This window comes from Pseudomonas sp. P106(2024), from assembly GCF_057480815.1.
The window spans coordinates 51,422-70,663 of the sequence record NZ_JBLIYU010000006.1 but is presented as its reverse complement, the minus strand read 5'-3'; the positions used below and the strand labels follow the sequence as shown (position 1 = coordinate 70,663).

Genomic DNA, 19,242 nt, shown 5'->3' with positions numbered 1-19,242 from the left:
AATACGAAAGTTAATGAGTTTTGATCTATTTTGGTTCTAAGCTCCAGGCTGTGAACTGCTTCACTCCATCCCTTTGCGGCCGGCCTTCCCGGGCCGTCCGACAGGCCTAATTTCTTCCCCGGCCCATCCGTTCCCCTGTGTACATCTCGGCTGCCGAACACTGCCCGCCTGTCGTGCGCGGGTCAGTCAGGCGCGACTCACCCAGACACTGGCAGGAACATTCCATGACGGACGCCTTCGAACTCCCGCACTCGCTGGTCCAGGCCCTGGCGCAGCGCGCCGCCCAGACCCCAGAGCGCATCGCCTTGCGCTTCCTGGCCGACGCGCCCGGCGAGCAGGCGGTGCTCAGCTACCGGGACCTCGACCAACGCGCGCGGACCATCGCCGCGGCGTTGCAGGCCCGGGCCGGGTTCGGCGAGCGAGCCGTGCTGCTGTTTCCCAGCGGCCCGGACTATGTCGCGGCCTTTTTCGGCTGCCTGTATGCCGGGGTGATCGCCGTGCCGGCCTATCCGCCGGAGTCTTCGCGCCAGCATCACCAGGAGCGCCTGTTGTCGATCATCGACGACGCCGAGCCGCGCCTGCTGCTGACGGTAGAAGCGCTGAGTGACAGTTTGCAGGGCCTCGAAGCCCTGGCTGGCGCCAGCGCTCCGGGCCTGCTGGCCGTGGATCGTCTGGACCCGCAGTTGGCCGAGCAGTGGCGCGAGCCTGAGCTCACGGGCAATGACATCGCCTTCCTGCAGTACACTTCCGGCTCAACCGCGCTGCCCAAGGGCGTGCAGGTCAGCCACGGCAACCTGGTGGCCAATGAGCAACTGATCCGCCAGGGTTTCGGCATCGACCTGAACCCGGATGACGTGATCGTCAGCTGGCTGCCGCTGTACCACGACATGGGCCTGATCGGTGGCCTGCTGCAGCCGATCTTCAGCGGCGTGCCTTGCGTGCTGATGTCGCCGGGCTATTTCCTCGCCCGACCGCTGCGCTGGCTGAAGGCGATCAGCGAATACGGCGGCACCATCAGCGGCGGCCCGGACTTCGCCTACCGGCTGTGCAGCGAGCGGGTCAGCGAGGCCGCGCTCGCCGGCCTGGACCTGAGCCGCTGGCGCGTGGCCTATTCCGGTTCCGAGCCGATTCGCCAGGACAGCCTCGACACCTTCGCCGAAAAATTTGCCGCCTGTGGCTTCGACGCCAGTAGCTTCTTCGCCAGCTACGGCCTGGCCGAGGCCACCCTGTTCGTCAGCGGCAGCCGCCGCGGCCAGGGCATCGGTGCCCTGGAGCTGGATGCCGAGGCCTTCGCCGCCAACCGTGCCGAGCCGGGCAAGGGCAGCGTACTGATGAGCTGCGGCTATCCGCAGCCGGGCCACGCGGTGCGCATCGTCGAGCCGCAACAGCTGCAGGTGCTGGCTGACAACCAGGTGGGCGAGATCTGGGCCGGCGGCCCGAGCATCGCCCTGGGTTACTGGCGCAACCCCGAGGCCAGCGCCCGTACCTTCGTCGAGATGGACGGCCAGACCTGGCTGCGCACGGGCGATCTGGGCTTCATGCGCGACGGCGAGGTGTTCGTCACCGGGCGCCTGAAGGACATGCTCATCGTCCGTGGCCAGAACCTCTACCCGCAGGACCTGGAGAAGACCCTGGAGCGTGAGGTCGAGATGCTGCGCAAGGGCCGGGTGGCGGTGTTCGCCGTCGACGACCAGGGCGAGGAAGGCATCGGCGTGGCGGTGGAGATCAGCCGCAACGTGCAGAAAGCGCATACGCCCGAGGCGCTGATCAATACCCTGCGCCGGGTCATCGCCGACGCCTGCCGCCAGGCGCCGGCCGTGGTCCTGCTGCTCAATCCCGGCGCGCTGCCCAAGACCTCCAGCGGCAAGCTGCAGCGCTCGGCCTGCCGCCTGCGCATGAACGACGGCAGCCTGGATATCTATGCGCGGTTCCCGATGGCGCAAACGGCGCAGGGCCATGTCCTGGCCGGTGACGACCTGCAGGCACGGATCGCCGGTATCTGGCGTGAACTGCTCAAGGTCGAGGCGGTGGCGGCGGACGATCACTTCCTGCTGCTGGGCGGCAACTCCATCGCCGCCACCCAGGTGACCGCGCGCCTGGGCGACGAGCTGGGGCTGCAACTGAGCCTGCGCACCCTGTTCGAAGCACCGACCCTGGCCGAGTACAGCGCCGCCGTGGCGGCCATTGTCGCCGAAGGCGGCAGCGCAGCCGGCGTGATCCGCAACCAGGACCGCGATCAGGCGTTACCGCAGTCACTGGCACAGAATCGCCTGTGGCTGTTGTGGCAACTGGAGCCGCAGTCCGCCGCCTACAACATCCCCGCCGGTCTGCACCTGCGCGGCGAGCTGGACGAGGCGGCGCTGCAGGCGAGCTTCCAGGCCCTGGTCGCCCGCCACGAATCCTTGCGCACGCTGTTCGACGAAGTCGACGGCCAGGCCGTGCAGCGCATCCTGCCGAGTCAGTCGTTCAGCCTGCGTCAGCTGGACCTCGAAGGACTGTCGCCCGCCGAGGTGGCCGCAAGCCGCGAGGACGAGGCGCAGCAGCCGTTCGACCTGCGCCAGGGTCCGCTGCTGCGGGTGACCCTGGCCCGCCTGGACGATGAAGAGCACCAGCTGTGGGTGACCCTGCACCACATCGTCGCCGACGGCTGGTCGCTGAACATCCTGCTGGATGAGTTCGCCCGCCTGTACGCCGCCCAAGGCCAGACCGTACAACTGCCCGAACTGACGCTGGGCTACGCCGACTATGGCCAATGGCAGCGCCAGTGGCTGGCCGACGGCGAGAGCGCCCGTCAGCTCGACTACTGGAAAAACAAGCTGGGTGATGAACTACCGGTGCTCGACCTGTGCACCGACCAGCCCCGCGCCAGCCAACAGCACACCCGCGCCGCGCGCCATAGCCTCAAGGTGCCGGCGGCGCTGACCAGTGCCCTCAAGGGACTGGCCCGCGACCAGCAGGCCAGCCTGTTCATGGTCCTGCTCGCCGGCTGGCAGGCCCTGCTGCACCGCTACAGCGGCCAGGGCGACATCCGCGTCGGCGTGCCCAACGCCAACCGTCCGCGCCTGGAAACCCAGGGCATGGTCGGCTTCTTCATCAACACCCAGGTGCTGCGCGCCGAACTCGATGGCCGCCTGCCGTTCGCCGGGCTGCTGGTCCAGGCGCGCCAGGCCACCCTGGAGGCCCAGGCCCATCAGGACCTGCCGTTCGAGCAGTTGCTCGAGGCGCTGCCGCAGGCCCGTGAAAAGGGCCTGTTCCAGGTCATGTTCAACCACCAGCAGCGCGACCTGTCGGCCCTGCGCCGCCTGCCCGGGCTGCTGGCCGAAGAGCTGCCGTGGCACAGCCGCGAAGCCAAGTTCGACCTGCAACTGCACAGCGAGGAAGACCACCAGGGCCGTCTGACGCTGGCCTTCGACTACGCCGCCGGGTTGTTCGAGGCGGCCACCGTCAAGCGCCTGGCCAGCCATCTGCTGGCCTTGCTCGAGCAGGTCTGCGCCGAGCCGCAGCTGGCCCTTGGCGAAGTGCGCCTGCTCGACGAGCAAGGCTGCGCGCAACTGCTCGGCTGGGGGCAGGCGCCGATGGCGAGCGCGCCGCGCCTGCTGGTCGAGCAACTCAATGAACAGGCCCGCATGACCCCCGAACGCACCGCGCTGGTGTGGGAGGGCGGCCAGCTCAGCTATGCCGAGCTGCACCAGCAGGCCAACCGCCTGGCCCACTACCTGCGTGACAAGGGCGTCGGCCCGGATACCTGCGTGGCCATTGCCCTGGAGCGTTCGCCACAGCTGCTGGTCGGCCTGCTGGCCATCCTCAAGGCCGGCGGCGCCTATGTGCCGCTGGACACCGACTACCCGGCCGAGCGCCTGGCCTACATGCTGGCCGACTGCAAGGCCGGCCTGCTGCTCAGTCACGGCAGCCTGCTCGACAAGCTGCCGCAGGTGGACGGCGTCAGCGCCATCGCCCTCGACCAGTTGCACCTGGACAGCTGGCCGAGCCAGGCCCCCGGCCTGCACCTGCACGGTGACAACCTTGCCTATGTGATCTACACCTCCGGCTCCACCGGCCAGCCCAAGGGCGTGGGCAACACCCACGTGGCCCTGGCCGAACGCCTGCAGTGGATGCAGGCCACCTACGCGCTGGATGACAGCGATGTGCTGATGCAGAAAGCGCCGATCAGTTTCGACGTGTCGGTGTGGGAGTGCTTCTGGCCGTTGGTCAGCGGTTGCCGGCTGGTGCTGGCCGGCCCCGGCGAGCACCGTGACCCGCAGCGCATCGCCCAGCTGATCCAGCAACACGAGGTGACCACGCTGCACTTCGTGCCGCCGCTGCTGCAGGTGTTTGTCCAGGAGCCGCTGGCCGCCGGCTGCACCAGCCTGCGTCGGCTGTTCTCCGGGGGCGAGGCGCTGTCCGCGGCCCTGCGCGACCGCGTGCTGCAACTGCTGCCGCAAGTGCAACTGCACAACCGCTACGGCCCGACCGAAACCGCCATCAACGTCACCCATTGGCACTGCCAGGCGAGTGATGGCGCCCGCTCGCCCATTGGCCGCCCGCTGGGCAACGTGCTGTGCCGGGTGCTGGACGACGAATTCGAGCTGAGCGCGCCGGGCGTGCCCGGCGAGCTGTGCCTGGGGGGCGCGGGCCTGGCCCGTGGCTACCTCGGCCGCCCGGGGCTGACCGCCGAACGTTTCGTGCCCCAACCCGATGGCGACGGCGCGCGCCTTTACCGCAGTGGCGACCGCGCCCGCTGGCAGGTACAGAGCCAGGCCCTGGAGTACCTGGGCCGCCTCGACCAGCAGGTGAAGGTGCGCGGTTTCCGCGTCGAACCCGAGGAAGTGCAGGCGGTGCTGCTGGCCCAGCCGGGTGTCGCCCAGGCGCTGGTGCTGATCCACCAGGACGCCGTCGGCGCCCAGCTGGTGGGCTACTACAGTGGCATTGAACAGAGCGACGCGCTGCTGGCCGCGCTGGCCGAGCGCCTGCCGGCCTACATGGTGCCGGCGCAGCTCATCCACCTGGCGCAGATGCCCCTGGGGCCGAGCGGTAAGGTCGACCGCAAGGCACTGCCGGCGCCGGTCTGGCAACAACGTGGACATGTCGAGCCGCAGAGCGCGCTGCAGCAGCAGGTTGCGGCGATCTGGCGCGAGGTGCTGAACCTGCCGCAAGTCGGCCTGCAGGACGATTTCTTCGCCCTCGGCGGCCACTCGCTGCTGGCCACCCAGATCGTCTCGCGCACCCGCCAGGCGCTGGATGTCGAGCTGCCGCTCAAGGCCCTGTTCGACGCCAGCGGGCTGGGCGCGTTCTGCGCCGAGATCGCCCGCCTGCAGGGCAGCGGCGAGCGCAACCGCCAGGGCGCCATCGCCCGTGTCGACCGCCGCCAGGCCGTGCCGCTGTCGTACTCGCAGCAGCGCATGTGGTTCCTCTGGCAGATGGACCCGCACAGCCCCGCCTACAACGTTGGCGGCATGGCCCGCTTCCAGGGGCCGCTGCATGTGGACGCCTTCGAACGCGCCCTGCAGGCGCTGATCGTGCGCCATGAAACCCTGCGCACCACCTTCCCCAGCATCGACGGCAAGCCCTACCAGTGCGTGGCCGATGACAGCCACCTGCAACTGCACTGGCACGACTTCAGCGCCCTGGCCGACGACGCCCGCGAGCAACGCCTGCAGCAACTGGCCGACGACCAGGCGCACCAGCCGTTCGACCTGGAGCGCGGCCCGCTGCTGCGCGCCTGCCTGGTCAAGGCCGGCGAGCGCGAGCATTACTTTGTCCTGACCCTGCACCACATCGTCACCGAAGGTTGGGCCATGGACATCTTCGCCCGTGAACTGGGCGAGCTGTACGAGGCCTTCGTCGACGAGCGCGAGTCGCCGCTGGCGCCGCTGCCGGTGCAGTACCTCGACTACAGCGTGTGGCAGCGCCAGTGGCTGGAAGGCGGCGAGGGCGCCCGTCAGCTGGCCTACTGGAAAGACCGCCTGGGTGACGAGCACCCGGTGCTGGCGCTGCCGGCCGATCGTCCGCGCCCTGCGGTGCAGAGCCACCAGGGTGAACTCTACCGCTTCGACCTGGATCCGGCGCTGGTCAGGCGCGTGCATGCCTTCAACAGCCAGCGCGGCCTGACCCTGTTCATGACCATGACCGCCACCCTGGCCGCGCTGCTGCACCGCTACAGCGGCCAGCGCGACCTGCGCATCGGCGCGCCGGTGGCCAACCGCATCCGTCCGGAAAGCGAAGGACTGATCGGCGCCTTCCTCAACACCCAGGTGCTGCGCTGCGAGCTGGACGGGCAGATGAGCGCCGACGCGCTGCTCGACCAGGTGCGCCAGACCATCATCGACGGCCAGTCGCACCAGGACCTGCCGTTCGAGCAACTGGTCGAGGCCTTGCAACCGCCGCGTTCGAGCGCCTACAACCCGCTGTTCCAGGTGATGTGCAACGTGCAGCGCTGGGCCTTCCAGCAGAGCCGCGAGCTGGTGGGCATGCAGGTGGACTACCTGGTCAACGACGCCAGTGCCACCAAGTTCGACCTGTACCTGGAGGTCACCGACCTCGACGGCCGCCTGGGCTGCTGCTTCACCTACAGCCGCGACCTGTTCGACGAGCCGCGCATCGCCCGTATGGCCGAGCACTGGCAGCAGTTGCTGGTGGCGTTGATCGATGACCCGCAGCAGCGCCTGTGCGAACTGCCGATGCTCGCCGAAGCCGAGCAGCAGGTGCTGATCGGCCAGCTCCAGGGCGAGCAGGACGTCGAGCTGAACCAGACGCTGCACGGCCTGTTCGCCGCCCAGGCCGAGCGCACCCCGCAGGCCCTGGCCCTGACCTTTGCCGGCAAGCACCTGAGCTATGCCGAGCTCGACCAGCAGGCCAACCGCCTGGCCCGCGCCCTGCGCGAGCGTGGCGTCGGCCCGCAGGTGAGGGTGGGCCTGGCGCTGGAGCGCTCGCTGGAGATGGTGGTGGGCCTGCTGGCCATTCTGAAGGCCGGTGGCGCCTACGTGCCGCTGGACCCGGAATACCCGCTCGACCGCCTGCGCTACATGATCGAGGACAGCCGCCTCGGCTTGCTGATCGGCCAGCGCGACCTGCTCGACACCCTGGGCGAACTGCCGCCGGGCGTCGCGCGCTGGAGCCTGGAGGACGATGCCGCGAGCCTGTCCGCCTACAGCGACGCTGCCCTGGACAACCTCAACCTGGCGCAGCACCAGGCCTACCTGATCTACACCTCCGGCTCCACTGGCAAGCCCAAGGGCGTGGTAGTCAGCCACGGTGAAATCGCCATGCACTGCAAGGCGGTGATCGCCGAGTTCGGCATGCGCAGCGACGACTGTGAGCTGCATTTCTATTCGATCAACTTCGACGCCGCCAGCGAGCGCCTGCTGGTGCCGCTGCTGTGCGGCGCCCGCGTGGTGCTGCGCGCCCAGGGCCAATGGGGCGCCGAGGAAATCTGCCAGCTGGTGCGCGAACAGCAGGTCAGCGTGCTCGGCTTCACCCCGAGCTACGGCAGCCAGCTGGCCCAGTACCTGGCCGGGCAGGGCGAGCAGTTGCCGGTGCGCCTGGTGATCACCGGCGGCGAGGCACTGACCGGCGAACACCTGCAGCGCATCCGCCAGGCCTTTGCCCCGCAACAGTTCTTCAACGCCTACGGCCCGACCGAAACCGTGGTCATGCCGCTGGCGTGCCTGGCACCGGACACGCTGCCCGTCGATGCCGGCAGCGTGCCGATCGGCCGGGTGATCGGCGCCCGCATGGCCTACATCCTTGACGACGACCTGGCCCTGCTGCCACAGGGCGGCATCGGTGAGCTGTACGTGGGCGGCGCGGGCCTGGCCCAGGCTTATCACGACCGTCCAGGCCTGAGTGCCGAGCGCTTCGTCGCCGACCCGTTCAGCCATGACGGTGGCCGCCTGTACCGCACCGGCGACCTGGTACGCCTGCGCGCCGATGGCCTGGTGGAATATGTCGGGCGTGCCGACCAGCAGGTGAAAATTCGCGGTTTCCGGATTGAGTTGGGTGAGATCGAAAGCCGCCTGCAGGAGCACGCCGACGTCGAGGAGGCGGTGGTCCTGGCCCTCGACCTGCCGGGGGGCAAGCAACTGGTGGGCTACCTGGTGTGCCCGCAGGCCAGCGCCGACGGCGAGGCCCAGGCCCAGCTGCGCGAGGCGGTCAAGGCCGACGCCCGCCTGCACCTGCCGGACTACATGGTACCGGCGCACCTGGTGCTGCTCGACAGCCTGCCGCTGATGGGCAACGGCAAGCTCGACCGCCGCGCGCTGCCGGCGCCGGACCTGCAGCAGGCGCGCCAGCACTACCAGGCACCGGCCAATGAGCTGGAAAGCCAATTGGCGCAGGTCTGGCGCGAAGTGCTCAACCTGCCGCGCATCGGCGTGCAGGACAACTTCTTCGAACTGGGCGGCGACTCGATCCTGTCGATCCAGGTGGTCAGCCGGGCACGTCAGCTGGGGCTGCAGTTCACCCCGCGCGACCTGTTCCAGCACCAGACCATCCAGACCCTGGCGGCGGTGGTGACCCGCAGCGAGGCGCCGGGCAGCATCGAGCAGGGCCCGCGTGAGGGCAGAGCCGGCCTGACGCCAATCCAGCACTGGTTCTTCGACAGCGAAGTGCCGCAACCACAGCACTGGAACCAGGCCGTGCTGCTGCAGGTACGCCAGCCGCTGCAGGCCGAGGCGCTGGAACAGGCCCTGGCCGCGCTGGTCGAACACCATGACAGCCTGCGCCTGCGCTTCGGCCGGGCCAATGGCCGCTGGCAGGCCGAGTACGCCCAGTCGAGCACCCAGCCGTTGCTGTGGACCGCGACCGTGAGCGATTTCGAGAACTGCCAGGCCCTCTATACCGATGCGCAGCGCAGCCTCGACCTTGCCGAGGGGCCGCTGCTGCGCGCCTTGCTGGTCAGCGACGAGCAGGGCGCCCAGCGCCTGCTGCTGACGATCCATCACCTGGTGGTCGATGGCGTGTCCTGGCGTGTCTTGCTGGAAGACTTGCAGGCGCTTTATCGGGGTGAAACGCTGGCCGCCAAGACCCATGCCATGGGCGACTGGGCGGCGCGCCTGGCCAGCTATGCCGGCAGCGATTCGCTGCGTGACGAGCTGGACTGGTGGGAGGCGCAACTGGGCAGCGCCCGTCGCGAACTGCCCTGCGACCATCCCCAGGGCGGCAACCTGCACAGGCATGCCCGCAGCATCGCCATCGAGCTGGACGTCGAACAGACCCGCCAGCTGCTGCAACAGGCGCCGGCGGCCTACCACACCCAGGTCAACGATCTGTTGCTGACCGCCCTGGCGCGCACCCTGTGCCAGTGGAGCGGCGATCAACAGGTGCTGGTGCAGCTGGAAGGCCATGGCCGTGACGGCTTGTTCGAGGACATGGACCTGACCCGCAGCGTCGGCTGGTTCACCAATGCCTACCCGCTGAGCCTGAGCCCGCAGATGGGCGAGGACGAGTCGGCCCGTGCCGGGTCGATCAAGCGCATCAAGGAGCAACTGCGCCAGGTGCCGCACAAGGGGCTGGGCCATGGCGTGCTGCGCTACCTGGCCGACGAGGCCGGGCGCGAACGCATGGCCGCGCTGCCCCAGGCGCGCATCACCTTCAACTACCTGGGCCAGTTCGACCAGCAGTTCGACCAGGCGGCGCTGTTCCAGCCGCTGGACGCCCCCGCGGGCCTGGCCCATGACCTCGATGCGCCGCTGCCGAACTGGCTGAGTGTAGATGGCCAGGTGTACGGCGGCGCGCTGCAACTGCGCTGGAGCTTCAGCGCCGAGCGCTACGACGAAGCGACCATTGCCCGTCTGGCCGACGCCTACCGCCACGAGCTGCTGGCCCTGGTCGACCACTGCCTGGCGGACGGCAACGGCAGCTTCACGCCGTCGGACTTCCCGCTGGCGCAACTGACCCAGGAGCAGATCGACGCGCTGCCGATCCCGACCGCCGAGATCGAGGACGTCTACCCGCTGACGCCGATGCAGGAAGGCCTGCTGTTGCACACCCTGCTCGAGCCGGGCACCGGCATCTACTACATGCAGGACCGCTACCGTATCAACAGCGCCCTCGACCCCGAGCGTTTCGCCCAGGCCTGGCAGGCCGTGGTGGCACGGCACGAGGCGTTGCGCGCATCGTTCAGCTGGAACGCTGGCGAAGCGATGCTGCAGATCATCCACAAGCCCGGCAAGACCCCGGTGGACTACCAGGACTGGCGCGGCCTCGACGAGATCGCCCAGGAGGCGCGTCTGCAGGCTTTGCACAAGCAGGAGCGCGAGGCCGGATTCGAACTGCTGCGCGAAGCGCCGTTCCACCTGCGCCTGGTGCGCGTCGACGAGGCACGCTACTGGTTCATGATGAGCAACCACCACATCCTCATCGATGCCTGGTGCCGCTCGCTGCTGATGAACGACTTCTTCGAGATCTACCAGGCCCTGGGCGAGGGACGCCAAGCCCAGCTGCCGGTGCCGCCGCGCTACCGCGACTACATCGGCTGGCTGCAGCGCCAGGACCTCGACGAGGCGCGCCAGTGGTGGCAGGCCAACCTGGCCGGCTTCGAACGGGCCACGGCGATCCCCAGCGATCGACCGCTGCGCCACGATCACGCCGGTGACGGCATGGTAGTGGGTGATTGCTACACCCGCCTCGAGGTGAGCGAGGGCGCGCGCCTGCGCGAACTGGCCCAGGCCCACCAGCTGACGGTCAACACCTTCGCCCAGGCGGCCTGGGCCCTGACCCTGGCCCGATACAGCGGCGACCGCGACGTGGTGTTCGGCGTTACCGTGGCCGGGCGTCCGGTGAGCCTGCCGCAGATGCAGCGCACGGTCGGCCTGTTCATCAACAGCATCGCCCTGCGCGTGCAGATGCCGCAGCCCGGCGAACGGCGCAGCGTGCGTGACTGGCTGCAAGGCCTGCTCGAGCACAACATGCAGCTGCGCGAGTACGAGTACCTGCCGCTGGTGGCGATCCAGGAGTGCAGCGAACTGCCCAAGGGCCAGCCGCTGTTCGACAGCCTGTTCGTGTTCGAGAACGCCCCGGTGGAAACCGCCGTGCTCGACCACGCCCAGCACCTGGACGCCAGCTCCGACTCGGGCCGCACCCACACCAACTTCCCGCTGACCGCGGTGTGCTACCCGGGCGATGACCTGGGCCTGCACCTGTCATTCGACCAGCGTTACTTCGACTATCCGACCGTCGAGCGCCTGCTCGCCGAGTTCAAGCGCCTGCTGCTGGCGCTGGTCGAGGGCTTCAATGGCGAGGTGGATGAGCTGGCACTGCTGGGCGCCGAGGAGCAGCGCTTCCTGCTCGAAGACTGCAATCGCACCGAGCACAGCTACGCCCTGGAGCAGAGCTACGTCGAGCTGTTCGAGGCGCGGGTCGCCGCGCACCCGCAGCGCACCGTCGCCCGCTGCCTGGAGGCGTCCTACGACTATGCCGGGTTGAACGTGGCGGCCAACCGCCTCGGCCATGCCCTGGTCGCGGCCGGCGTGGCCATCGACCAACCGGTGGCGCTGCTGGCCGAGCGCGGCCTGGCGCTGCTGGGCATGATCGTCGGCAGCTTCAAGGCCGGCGCCGGCTACCTGCCGCTGGATCCGGGCCTGCCTTCGGCACGCCTGCAACGCATCGTCGAGCTCAGCCGCACGCCGGTGCTGGTGTGCAGCGCGGCCTGCGCCGAGCAGGCGCGCCAGTTGCTCGACGAAGTGGCGGGTGCGGCACGGCCGAAGCTGCTGGTCTGGGAAGAGGTGCAGGCGAGCCACGTGGCCAGCCACAACCCCGGCATCCACAGCGCGCCGGACAACCTCGCCTACGTGATCTACACCTCCGGCTCCACCGGGCTGCCCAAGGGCGTGATGGTCGAGCAGCGCGGCATGCTCAACAACCAGCTGAGCAAGGTGCCGTACCTGGCCCTGGACGAGCAGGACGTGATCGCCCAGACCGCCTCGCAGAGCTTCGACATCTCGGTGTGGCAATTCCTCGCCGCGCCGCTGTTCGGGGCCAAGGTGCAGATCGTGCCGAACGCCATCGCCCACGACCCGCAGGGCCTGCTGAGCCATGTGCAGGCCACCGGCATCACCGTGCTGGAGAGCGTGCCGTCGCTGATCCAGGGCATGCTGGCCAACGACCACCAGGCCCTCGACGGCCTGCGCTGGATGCTGCCGACCGGCGAGGCCATGCCGCCCGAGCTGGCCGCCCAGTGGCTGCAGCGTTACCCGACCATCGGCCTGGTCAACGCCTATGGCCCGGCGGAGTGTTCGGATGACGTGGCGTTCTTCCGCGTCGACGCCGCCTCGACCCAGGGCAGCTACCTGCCGATCGGCACGCCGACTGACAACAACCGCCTGTATCTGCTCGGCGAGGACCAGACCCTGGTGCCGCTGGGCGCGGTGGGTGAGCTGTGCGTCGCCGGCACCGGCGTGGGCCGTGGCTATGTCGGCGATCCGCTGCGCACCGCCCAGGCCTTCATCCCACACCCGTACGGTGCGCCGGGCGAGCGCCTGTACCGCACCGGCGACCTGGCCCGGCGCCGTCCCGATGGCGTGCTGGAGTACGTCGGGCGTATCGACCACCAAGTGAAGATCCGCGGCTACCGCATCGAGCTGGGCGAGATCGAGGCACGCCTGCACGAGCAAGCCGAGCTGCGCGATGCCGCGGTGGGCGTGCAGGAAGGAATCAACGGCAAGCACTTGGTCGGCTACCTGGTGGCGCACCATGGCGTCGCCGCCGACGCCGCGCTGCTCGACCAGCTCAAGCAGCGCCTGCGCGCCGAGCTACCGGAGTACATGGTGCCGCTGCACTGGGGCTGGTTCGACAACCTGCCGCACAACGCCAACGGCAAGCTCGACCGCAAGGCGCTGCCGGCCATCGAGATCGGCGGCCAGCACAGCCAGGCCTACCTGGCGCCGCGCGACGATCTGGAGCAGACCCTCGCCGGCATCTGGGCCGATGTGCTCAAGGCCGAGCGGGTGGGCGTGCGCGACAACTTCTTCGAGCTGGGCGGGCATTCGCTGCTGGCGACGCAGATCGCCTCGCGGGTGCAGAAGGCCCTGCAGTTGAATGTGCCGTTGCGGGCGATGTTCGAGTGCAGCACGGTCGAAGAGCTGGCGGACTATGTGCGCGGGCTGCAGGACAGCGCGCTGGATGACGCCAAGGTCGATCGGTTGAGCGACCTTATGGCGGAGCTGGAGGCGTTGTAGCCACATTGCCTTCAGCGCAGGGCCTGCCTGTTCCCACAGGATCAGGCAAGCCCTGCGCTGATGCGCCGAAGTGGCGCATGGCCACCCTGTAATCCTCACACTTGCCGGTGCTACGCTGCACACACTGCGCAAGGATTTCACTGGTTTCATGGACGATAGCCTGCATGCCGCCCGTATGGGCGATCTCATTCTTCATCCCCCGCTGATGGCCGAGCTGGTCAGTGGCTTGGTCGAGGCCGCCGTCTATGCGGCGGCGGTCGCCGCGGTCGGCGCCGCCATCGGTGGCGCGGTGGTCGCTGTGGTCGGTACCGGCGGCGCCGCCGCCGTGCTCACACCGCTGATTGCCGGGGTCATGGTCAGTGCCGCCGCCATGCTGCCGGCCGGTGAAGACAAGAGCATTGGCGACCATATCAGCGACTTCAGCAACTGGGTCGGCAATTCGCTGTTTCCGCCCGAGCCGTACGGCTCGATCAGCAGTGGTTCGCACAACACCCGCATCAACGGTATCTTCGCGGCGCGCGCCGCCGGAGTGAGTGGTGGCCCGGTCGAGGCGCCGGGCCCAGCCGATGAACCGTCGATCCTCGAAAACATCGGTGCCTACGCCATGGTCGGCGCCTCGATGGTGTTGCCGGTGATCGGCCTGGCGCAGGAGATCAACAGCATCTTCAACCCGCCGGTGACCACGCCGGCCGCGCCCGGATCGATTCCCAAGCCCGAGGACAAGGCGGTCTGCAGCAAGCACCCACCGATGCCCGAACAGTTCGTTGCCCAGGGCTCGGACAAGGTGTTCATCAATGGTCAGCCGGCAGCGCGGGTTGGAGACAAGACCACCTGCGACGGGCCGATCGGCATGACCTACTCGCCCAATGTGCGCATCGGTGGCGGCACCACCACCGTGCGCGACATCCACGACGGCAAGAGCGCCGCGGCGAAGATCATTGGCCTGATTGCCGGGATGCTCATCAGTCGCCGGGGCATGCTCAAGGGGCGCCGCTGCGGGGTGGGCAACCCGGTGGCTCCAGCGATGGGCAGCAAATTCCAGGACGGCCCCGAGGATGTGGATTTCACACTCGCGGCGATGGTCCCGATCACTTGGGCGCGGCGCTATGACAGTAACGACCGGCGTAGCGATGGCCTGTTCGGCATGGGTTGGAGTGTGCCCTACGAAGTGCGCCTGGAGCGTGTCGCGCACCCTGAGGGGGGCGAGTTGTGGATCTACGTCGATGATGAGGGCGCCAGGCTGGAGCTCGGGCGTCTGCAGGTCGGCAGTGCCTTTGTCAGCATTCTCGATGGCCTGGCGTTTTTTCATCAGGACAACGGCTTCACCATCGTCGAGGACATCAACAGCGGCTTGTACCGGGTGTTTCATACCGATCCACTGGACAGTCGGCGGTCGCGCCTGGTCAAGGTCGGTGATCGCAACCTCAATTGCCTGGAGCTGTTCTACGATGAACGCGGCCGATTGCAGTTCCTCGGCGACAGCTCGGCCCGGATCTTCATCGAACTGTGCTATGCCGACGGGCAACCGCGCCGGGTAGCCGAGATCCACAGACTATCCTTGCGGTCCGGCCGGGCCTTTGCCGTCGAGCAGCGCGAATGCCTGGTGCAGTATCGCTACACCTCGGCAGGGCAATTGGAGGCTGTCGCCGATGCCGAAGGGCAATTGCTGAGGCAGTTTACCTACACCGACCAAGGGTTGCTGGCCAGCCATACGCTGCCCATGGGGGCTACCCGGTACTACGAGTGGGCCTGCTTCACGCCACCGCCGGCGCGCCAACCGTGCAGTCTGGATGGCACGCCTTACGCCATGCCTGCGCTGTTGGAGCCACAGCCTGAGCATGAATGGCGCGTGGTTCGGCACTGGGGCAGCGACGGCGAGGACTATCGCTTCATCTATGACCTGGAGCAGGGCCATACCCAGGTCATCGATGGCCTGGGGCGTGAGGAACACTATCACTGGGGCGCGCTGAACGAGGTACACACCTACATCGATGCGCTGGGATATCGCTGGCGGCACGACTATGTCGATGGCCTGTTGCGACGCACCCTCGATCCACAAGGTGGCGAGTGGTCCTATAGCTACGATGCGCTCGGGCGCGTGGTTGCCACTGCCGACCCGTTGGGGCGTCGTGAAAGCATCGGCTACACCGAACATTGGGCCTTGCCCACCCGTATCGTCGATGGAGCAGGGCATGAGCGTCGTTATACCTATGATGCTCGGGGCAACCTGTTGTCCGAAGTCGATCCACTCGGGCAACTGACACGTTACGACCACGATCGTCAGGGGCGTATGGTGCGTAGTGTCGACGCCATAGGCAAGGAGCGTTCGTTCAATTGGAATGATCGCGGCCAACTGATCTGTGCGCGTGACTGCTCTGCTCAACAGACCCACTATCGCTACGATTGGCGCGGGCACCTAAGTGAGGTGCGCAACGCCGAGGGTGGCACCACGCGCTATCGCTTCGACAGCCGTGGTCGCCTGTTGCAGCGCGAGTTGGCTGACGGCAGGGTCGAGCACTACCAGATCGATGCGGCGGGGCAGTTGGCCCGCCATGTCGACCCAGCACAGCGCATCACGCAATGGCAGTACGACGGTAGCGGTCGATTGCTGCAGCGTACCGATGCGCTGGGGCGTACCGTGCGCTTGGGCTGGGATGCCTATGGCCGCTTGCAGCAGTTGGAGAATGAAAACGGCGAGCACTATCGTTTTGAATGGGATGCGTTGGATCGTCTGAGCAGCCAGCGCAATCTCGACGGTGGTGGCTGCACGCTGCGTCACGACGCGATGGGTAATGTCATCCAGCGTACCGTGCATCCGTGCGGCGTAGCGGAGCCCGCGTTCCCTGGCAGCCCCGCGGAGCCAGAAGCGCTGGCTCAGGTCCATCATCATCAACACGACGCCGTCGGCCGCTTGGTTCTCAAACGCACCGACGACGGCGAAACGACCTACCGCTACGATGCCGCTGACAACCTGTTGGCGATCTGTTTCACGCCGCGCGGCGGGCAGGGCCAACAGTTGGCGTTTACCTACGACGCCATGGGCCGCTTGCTCAGCGAAAGTCATGGCGCGGGACAGCTGGGTTACGCCTACGATCCCCTGGGCAACCTGCAAACCCTGACGCTGCCCGACGCACGCCGTATCAACTATCTGCGCTACGGCAGCGGGCATTTGCACCAGATCAACCTTGACGGTCGGGTGATCAGCGATTTCGAGCGGGACGCGTTGCATGGTGAGGTACTGCGCAGCCAAGGCGCGCTGCAGACCAGGACCCGCTTCGACAGCGCTCGGCGCGTGGTGCGCAAGGCCGTGGAGTACCGTGACGCTACGTTGGGCAGCCTGCCCCTGTTGCAAAAGGACTATCAGTACGATGCGGGTGACAACCTGGTCGGCGAGGTACTGACTCAGACCCAACGTTCAGGGAGTGGGTTGGACGTGGACCTGGAGCACCTGATCGGGCGTTTTCAGATCGGTGCCGGTGGGCGAGGCAGTTACCAGGGGCGTGCTGGCTACGGGTATGGACCTACCGGGCGTATCCATGCCGCGTCACGACAGATGCCCGATCCACAGCGCTCAGCGGTCGAGCACTTTGGCTACGATCCGGCCGGCAACCTGCTCGAAGGGGGGCAAGTCAACGACCGAGTCCGGCACGACCGGGTGAAAGTGTTCCAGGACCGGCGCTACCGTTATGATCGATTTGGCCGGCTCAGTGAAAAGCGCATTGGCAGCCGTCTGATCCAGCGCTTCGAGTACGACGCCGAGCATCGACTGGTGCGTGTCAGGCAGCAGCGCGGGCCGCTGCGAGAGCGGGTCGAGTTTACCTACGATGGATTAGGTCGGCGCGTCGAGAAGCGCGTCTACCGTGACGAGCACGAGGCGCCGCACAGCCGTACCCTGTTCCTTTGGCAAGGCCTGCGATTGTTGGAGGAAGTGCAGGACGGCAAACCGAGCCTCTATTTGTATACCGGCGGCGCCGGTCATGAGCCCCTGGCCAGGGTGGATGGCGCAGCTGGCAATGAGCAGGTCTTGCACTTCCATACCAACTCGGCAGGTCTGCCAGAGCAACTGACCGATGAGCGTGGCGCCAGCGTCTGGCACAGCGACTTCCAGGTATGGGGCAACAGCCGCCAGGAATGGCATGCGCCGACACAGGCCAGCCAGCAGAACCTGCGTTTGCAGGGGCAGTACCTGGACCGGGAGACAGGCCTGCACTTCAACACGTTCAGGTACTATGACCCCGATATCGGTCGGTTTACCCAACCCGATCCCCTTGGGTTGCTGGGTGGCACCAACCTTTATCGGTATGCCCCCAACCCCCTCACCTGGATTGACCCGTTGGGCTTGTCGGCAATAGAGGGGGTGACAACCTTCTACCATGCCGGAGATATTCAAGGTGCCATCGACCCTTCAAAAGGTCGGCCAGGGCTGGACTTCAACCCCGCCGGCAAGGGCGGGTTCTATGTGACAACGGATAAAGCGCAGGCGGTGGAATGGGCTAACGCGCGCAACCATCCAACGATCACACAGTTTGATATTCCCAATGCCGAGCTCGCCAAGTTGGATGTCAAAGTGTTTGACTCCGCCAATGGTGAGTGGGCGGAGTACGTCACCAAGGGGCGTAAAGGGGAGCTCGAGCATGGGCATGATGGTGTGCGTGGTCCGATGGTGGCGAATCCTCAAGCCGTGAAAAGAGGCAAGGCAAAGCCCATCAGCAAGGGAAGCCAGTTTGCAATTTTCTCCAAGAAAGCAGCGGCGTTGTTCGACCGCTTCAAGGTAAAGGGTTGTCAGTTATGATGGATAAGAGCAAGGTTGTTGACCACATTGTATTGATCAATGAAGAGCAGCCGGGTGAGCGCCTGGTCTTCAACTTTCATACTTGGCTGGAAGTTATAAAAGCTGTTTTGGTCCGCTATGCAGGGAAGTCAGAGTCGGAAGCGGAGTCGCTGCTGTTCTCTTCGCCTTTGGTGAACAATGCGCTGGGTGGCTATATGGCCGCTGTTGTACGTGCCCATGAGTCGGAATATCACTGGGCCATGGAATTGGCGCATGGAGAGCAATACTGGCAGAGAGGCGTCAGCGCCGAAGAGCCGGACGGCTACTTTGACTGGGACGATCAATACAGGAAGGATCACGGCCTGGCAGAGGAAAGCTTTGAGTTTGTCGAATGACCGGTCTTGCTAGGGTGACGCCCTTGGGGGCGGGCAGGGCAAAAATGCAGGTCGGTGTGTTGGTTCTGAAGGGCTGGAAGGGTTCGTGGCGTCCCTTCCAGCTTCACGGGCTTTGCTGATCGGGTATCCCTCAGCGTTCTGGCCTCAACGTTTGCCGAGTATTTTCCCCAGCATCTCCGGCCGCGGCGCCCCTTGCTGGCTCTGCAACTGCCCTTGCTCATCCTGGTAGAAGATCGCCGGGGTCGCGGCCAGGCCCAGTTCTTCCATCAGCGCCAGATTCGCCTCGAGCTTCTTCTGAACCGTCTCCGGCACCTTGTCCAGCGCCTTGAGCGTGCTGGCCTTGCCGGCTTTCTCGTGTTCCTGCAAGGCTTTGGAAGGGTCCTTGGCGGCGAGCAGCGCGGCGGACTTGCCCGGGCTGTCCTCGCGGATGATGCCGACCATGATGTGGCGCAACTGCACCTTGCCCGACTCGACCCAGGGCCGGGCCTGTTGCCAGAACATGTTGCAGTAGGGGCAGTTGGGGTCGCTGAACAGGTAGACGGTACGGGGTGCGTCCACCTTGCCGTCCTGGATCCAGGCGGTCTTTTCCATCTTCGCCCAGACCGCCTTGCTCATCGGTGCGTACACCAGCTTTTCCAGTGGCTCGGCACTGAGGTCCTTGCCCTGCTCGTCGAACAGGCTGCCCACCAGCACGTGCTTGCCGTCGGGCGTCAGGTATAGGGCGATGCCGTTGTTGTGGTACTCGGCGGCATAGCCGCGCAGGCCATTGGGGGCGTCGAAGCTGCCCTTGATCACGGCGCCCTTGGCCTGCAGTTGCTGGATCGGCTTGGGTAGCTCTTCGGCGTGCAGCAGGGGCGCGGCGAGCAGGGTGAAGGTCAGGGGCAGCAGCGCATTCAATCGCATG

4 protein-coding genes are annotated in these 19,242 nt (G+C 66.8%); 3 read left to right on the top strand and 1 reads right to left on the bottom strand.

From position 1 onward, the window contains the following. Window positions 1–224: 224 nt before the first annotated feature. From AC25M7_RS12105 to AC25M7_RS12095, 3 genes are all read left to right on the top strand, one after another. Window positions 225–13,172 (top strand): non-ribosomal peptide synthetase, encoded by a 12,948-nt coding sequence (locus AC25M7_RS12105; RefSeq protein WP_486971103.1) that lies wholly within the window; start codon window positions 225–227, stop codon window positions 13,170–13,172. Window positions 13,173–13,320: 148 nt separating this feature from the next. Then, window positions 13,321–17,964 (top strand): RHS repeat-associated core domain-containing protein, encoded by a 4,644-nt coding sequence (locus AC25M7_RS12100; protein ID WP_486971102.1) that lies wholly within the window; start codon window positions 13,321–13,323, stop codon window positions 17,962–17,964. Continuing rightward, the gene (locus tag AC25M7_RS12095) at window positions 17,961–18,338 is read left to right on the top strand and encodes a hypothetical protein (protein WP_062362489.1); all 378 of its coding nucleotides are present in this window, start codon (window positions 17,961–17,963) and stop codon (window positions 18,336–18,338) included. The genes AC25M7_RS12100 and AC25M7_RS12095 overlap by 4 nt, the downstream gene beginning before the upstream one ends. A 144-nt stretch (window positions 18,339–18,482) precedes the next feature. Here the strand turns inward: AC25M7_RS12095 and dsbG are convergent, their stop codons facing one another. Further along, a complete protein-coding gene (gene dsbG / locus AC25M7_RS12090) occupies window positions 18,483–19,241 on the bottom strand; it encodes a thiol:disulfide interchange protein DsbG (RefSeq protein WP_236180388.1) in 759 nt (252 codons plus the stop codon). Between the last annotated feature and the right edge of the window lies 1 nt (window position 19,242).

Bases quoted from the DNA above. Each gene is read 5' to 3' on its own strand.
- AC25M7_RS12105 (WP_486971103.1), top strand. From the start codon at position 225: ATGACGGACGCCTTCGAACTCCCGCACTCGCTGGTCCAGGCCCTGGCG.
- AC25M7_RS12100 (WP_486971102.1), top strand. From the start codon at position 13,321: ATGGACGATAGCCTGCATGCCGCCCGTATGGGCGATCTCATTCTTCAT.
- AC25M7_RS12095 (WP_062362489.1), top strand. From the start codon at position 17,961: ATGATGGATAAGAGCAAGGTTGTTGACCACATTGTATTGATCAATGAA.
- dsbG (WP_236180388.1), bottom strand. From the start codon at position 19,241: ATGCGATTGAATGCGCTGCTGCCCCTGACCTTCACCCTGCTCGCCGCG.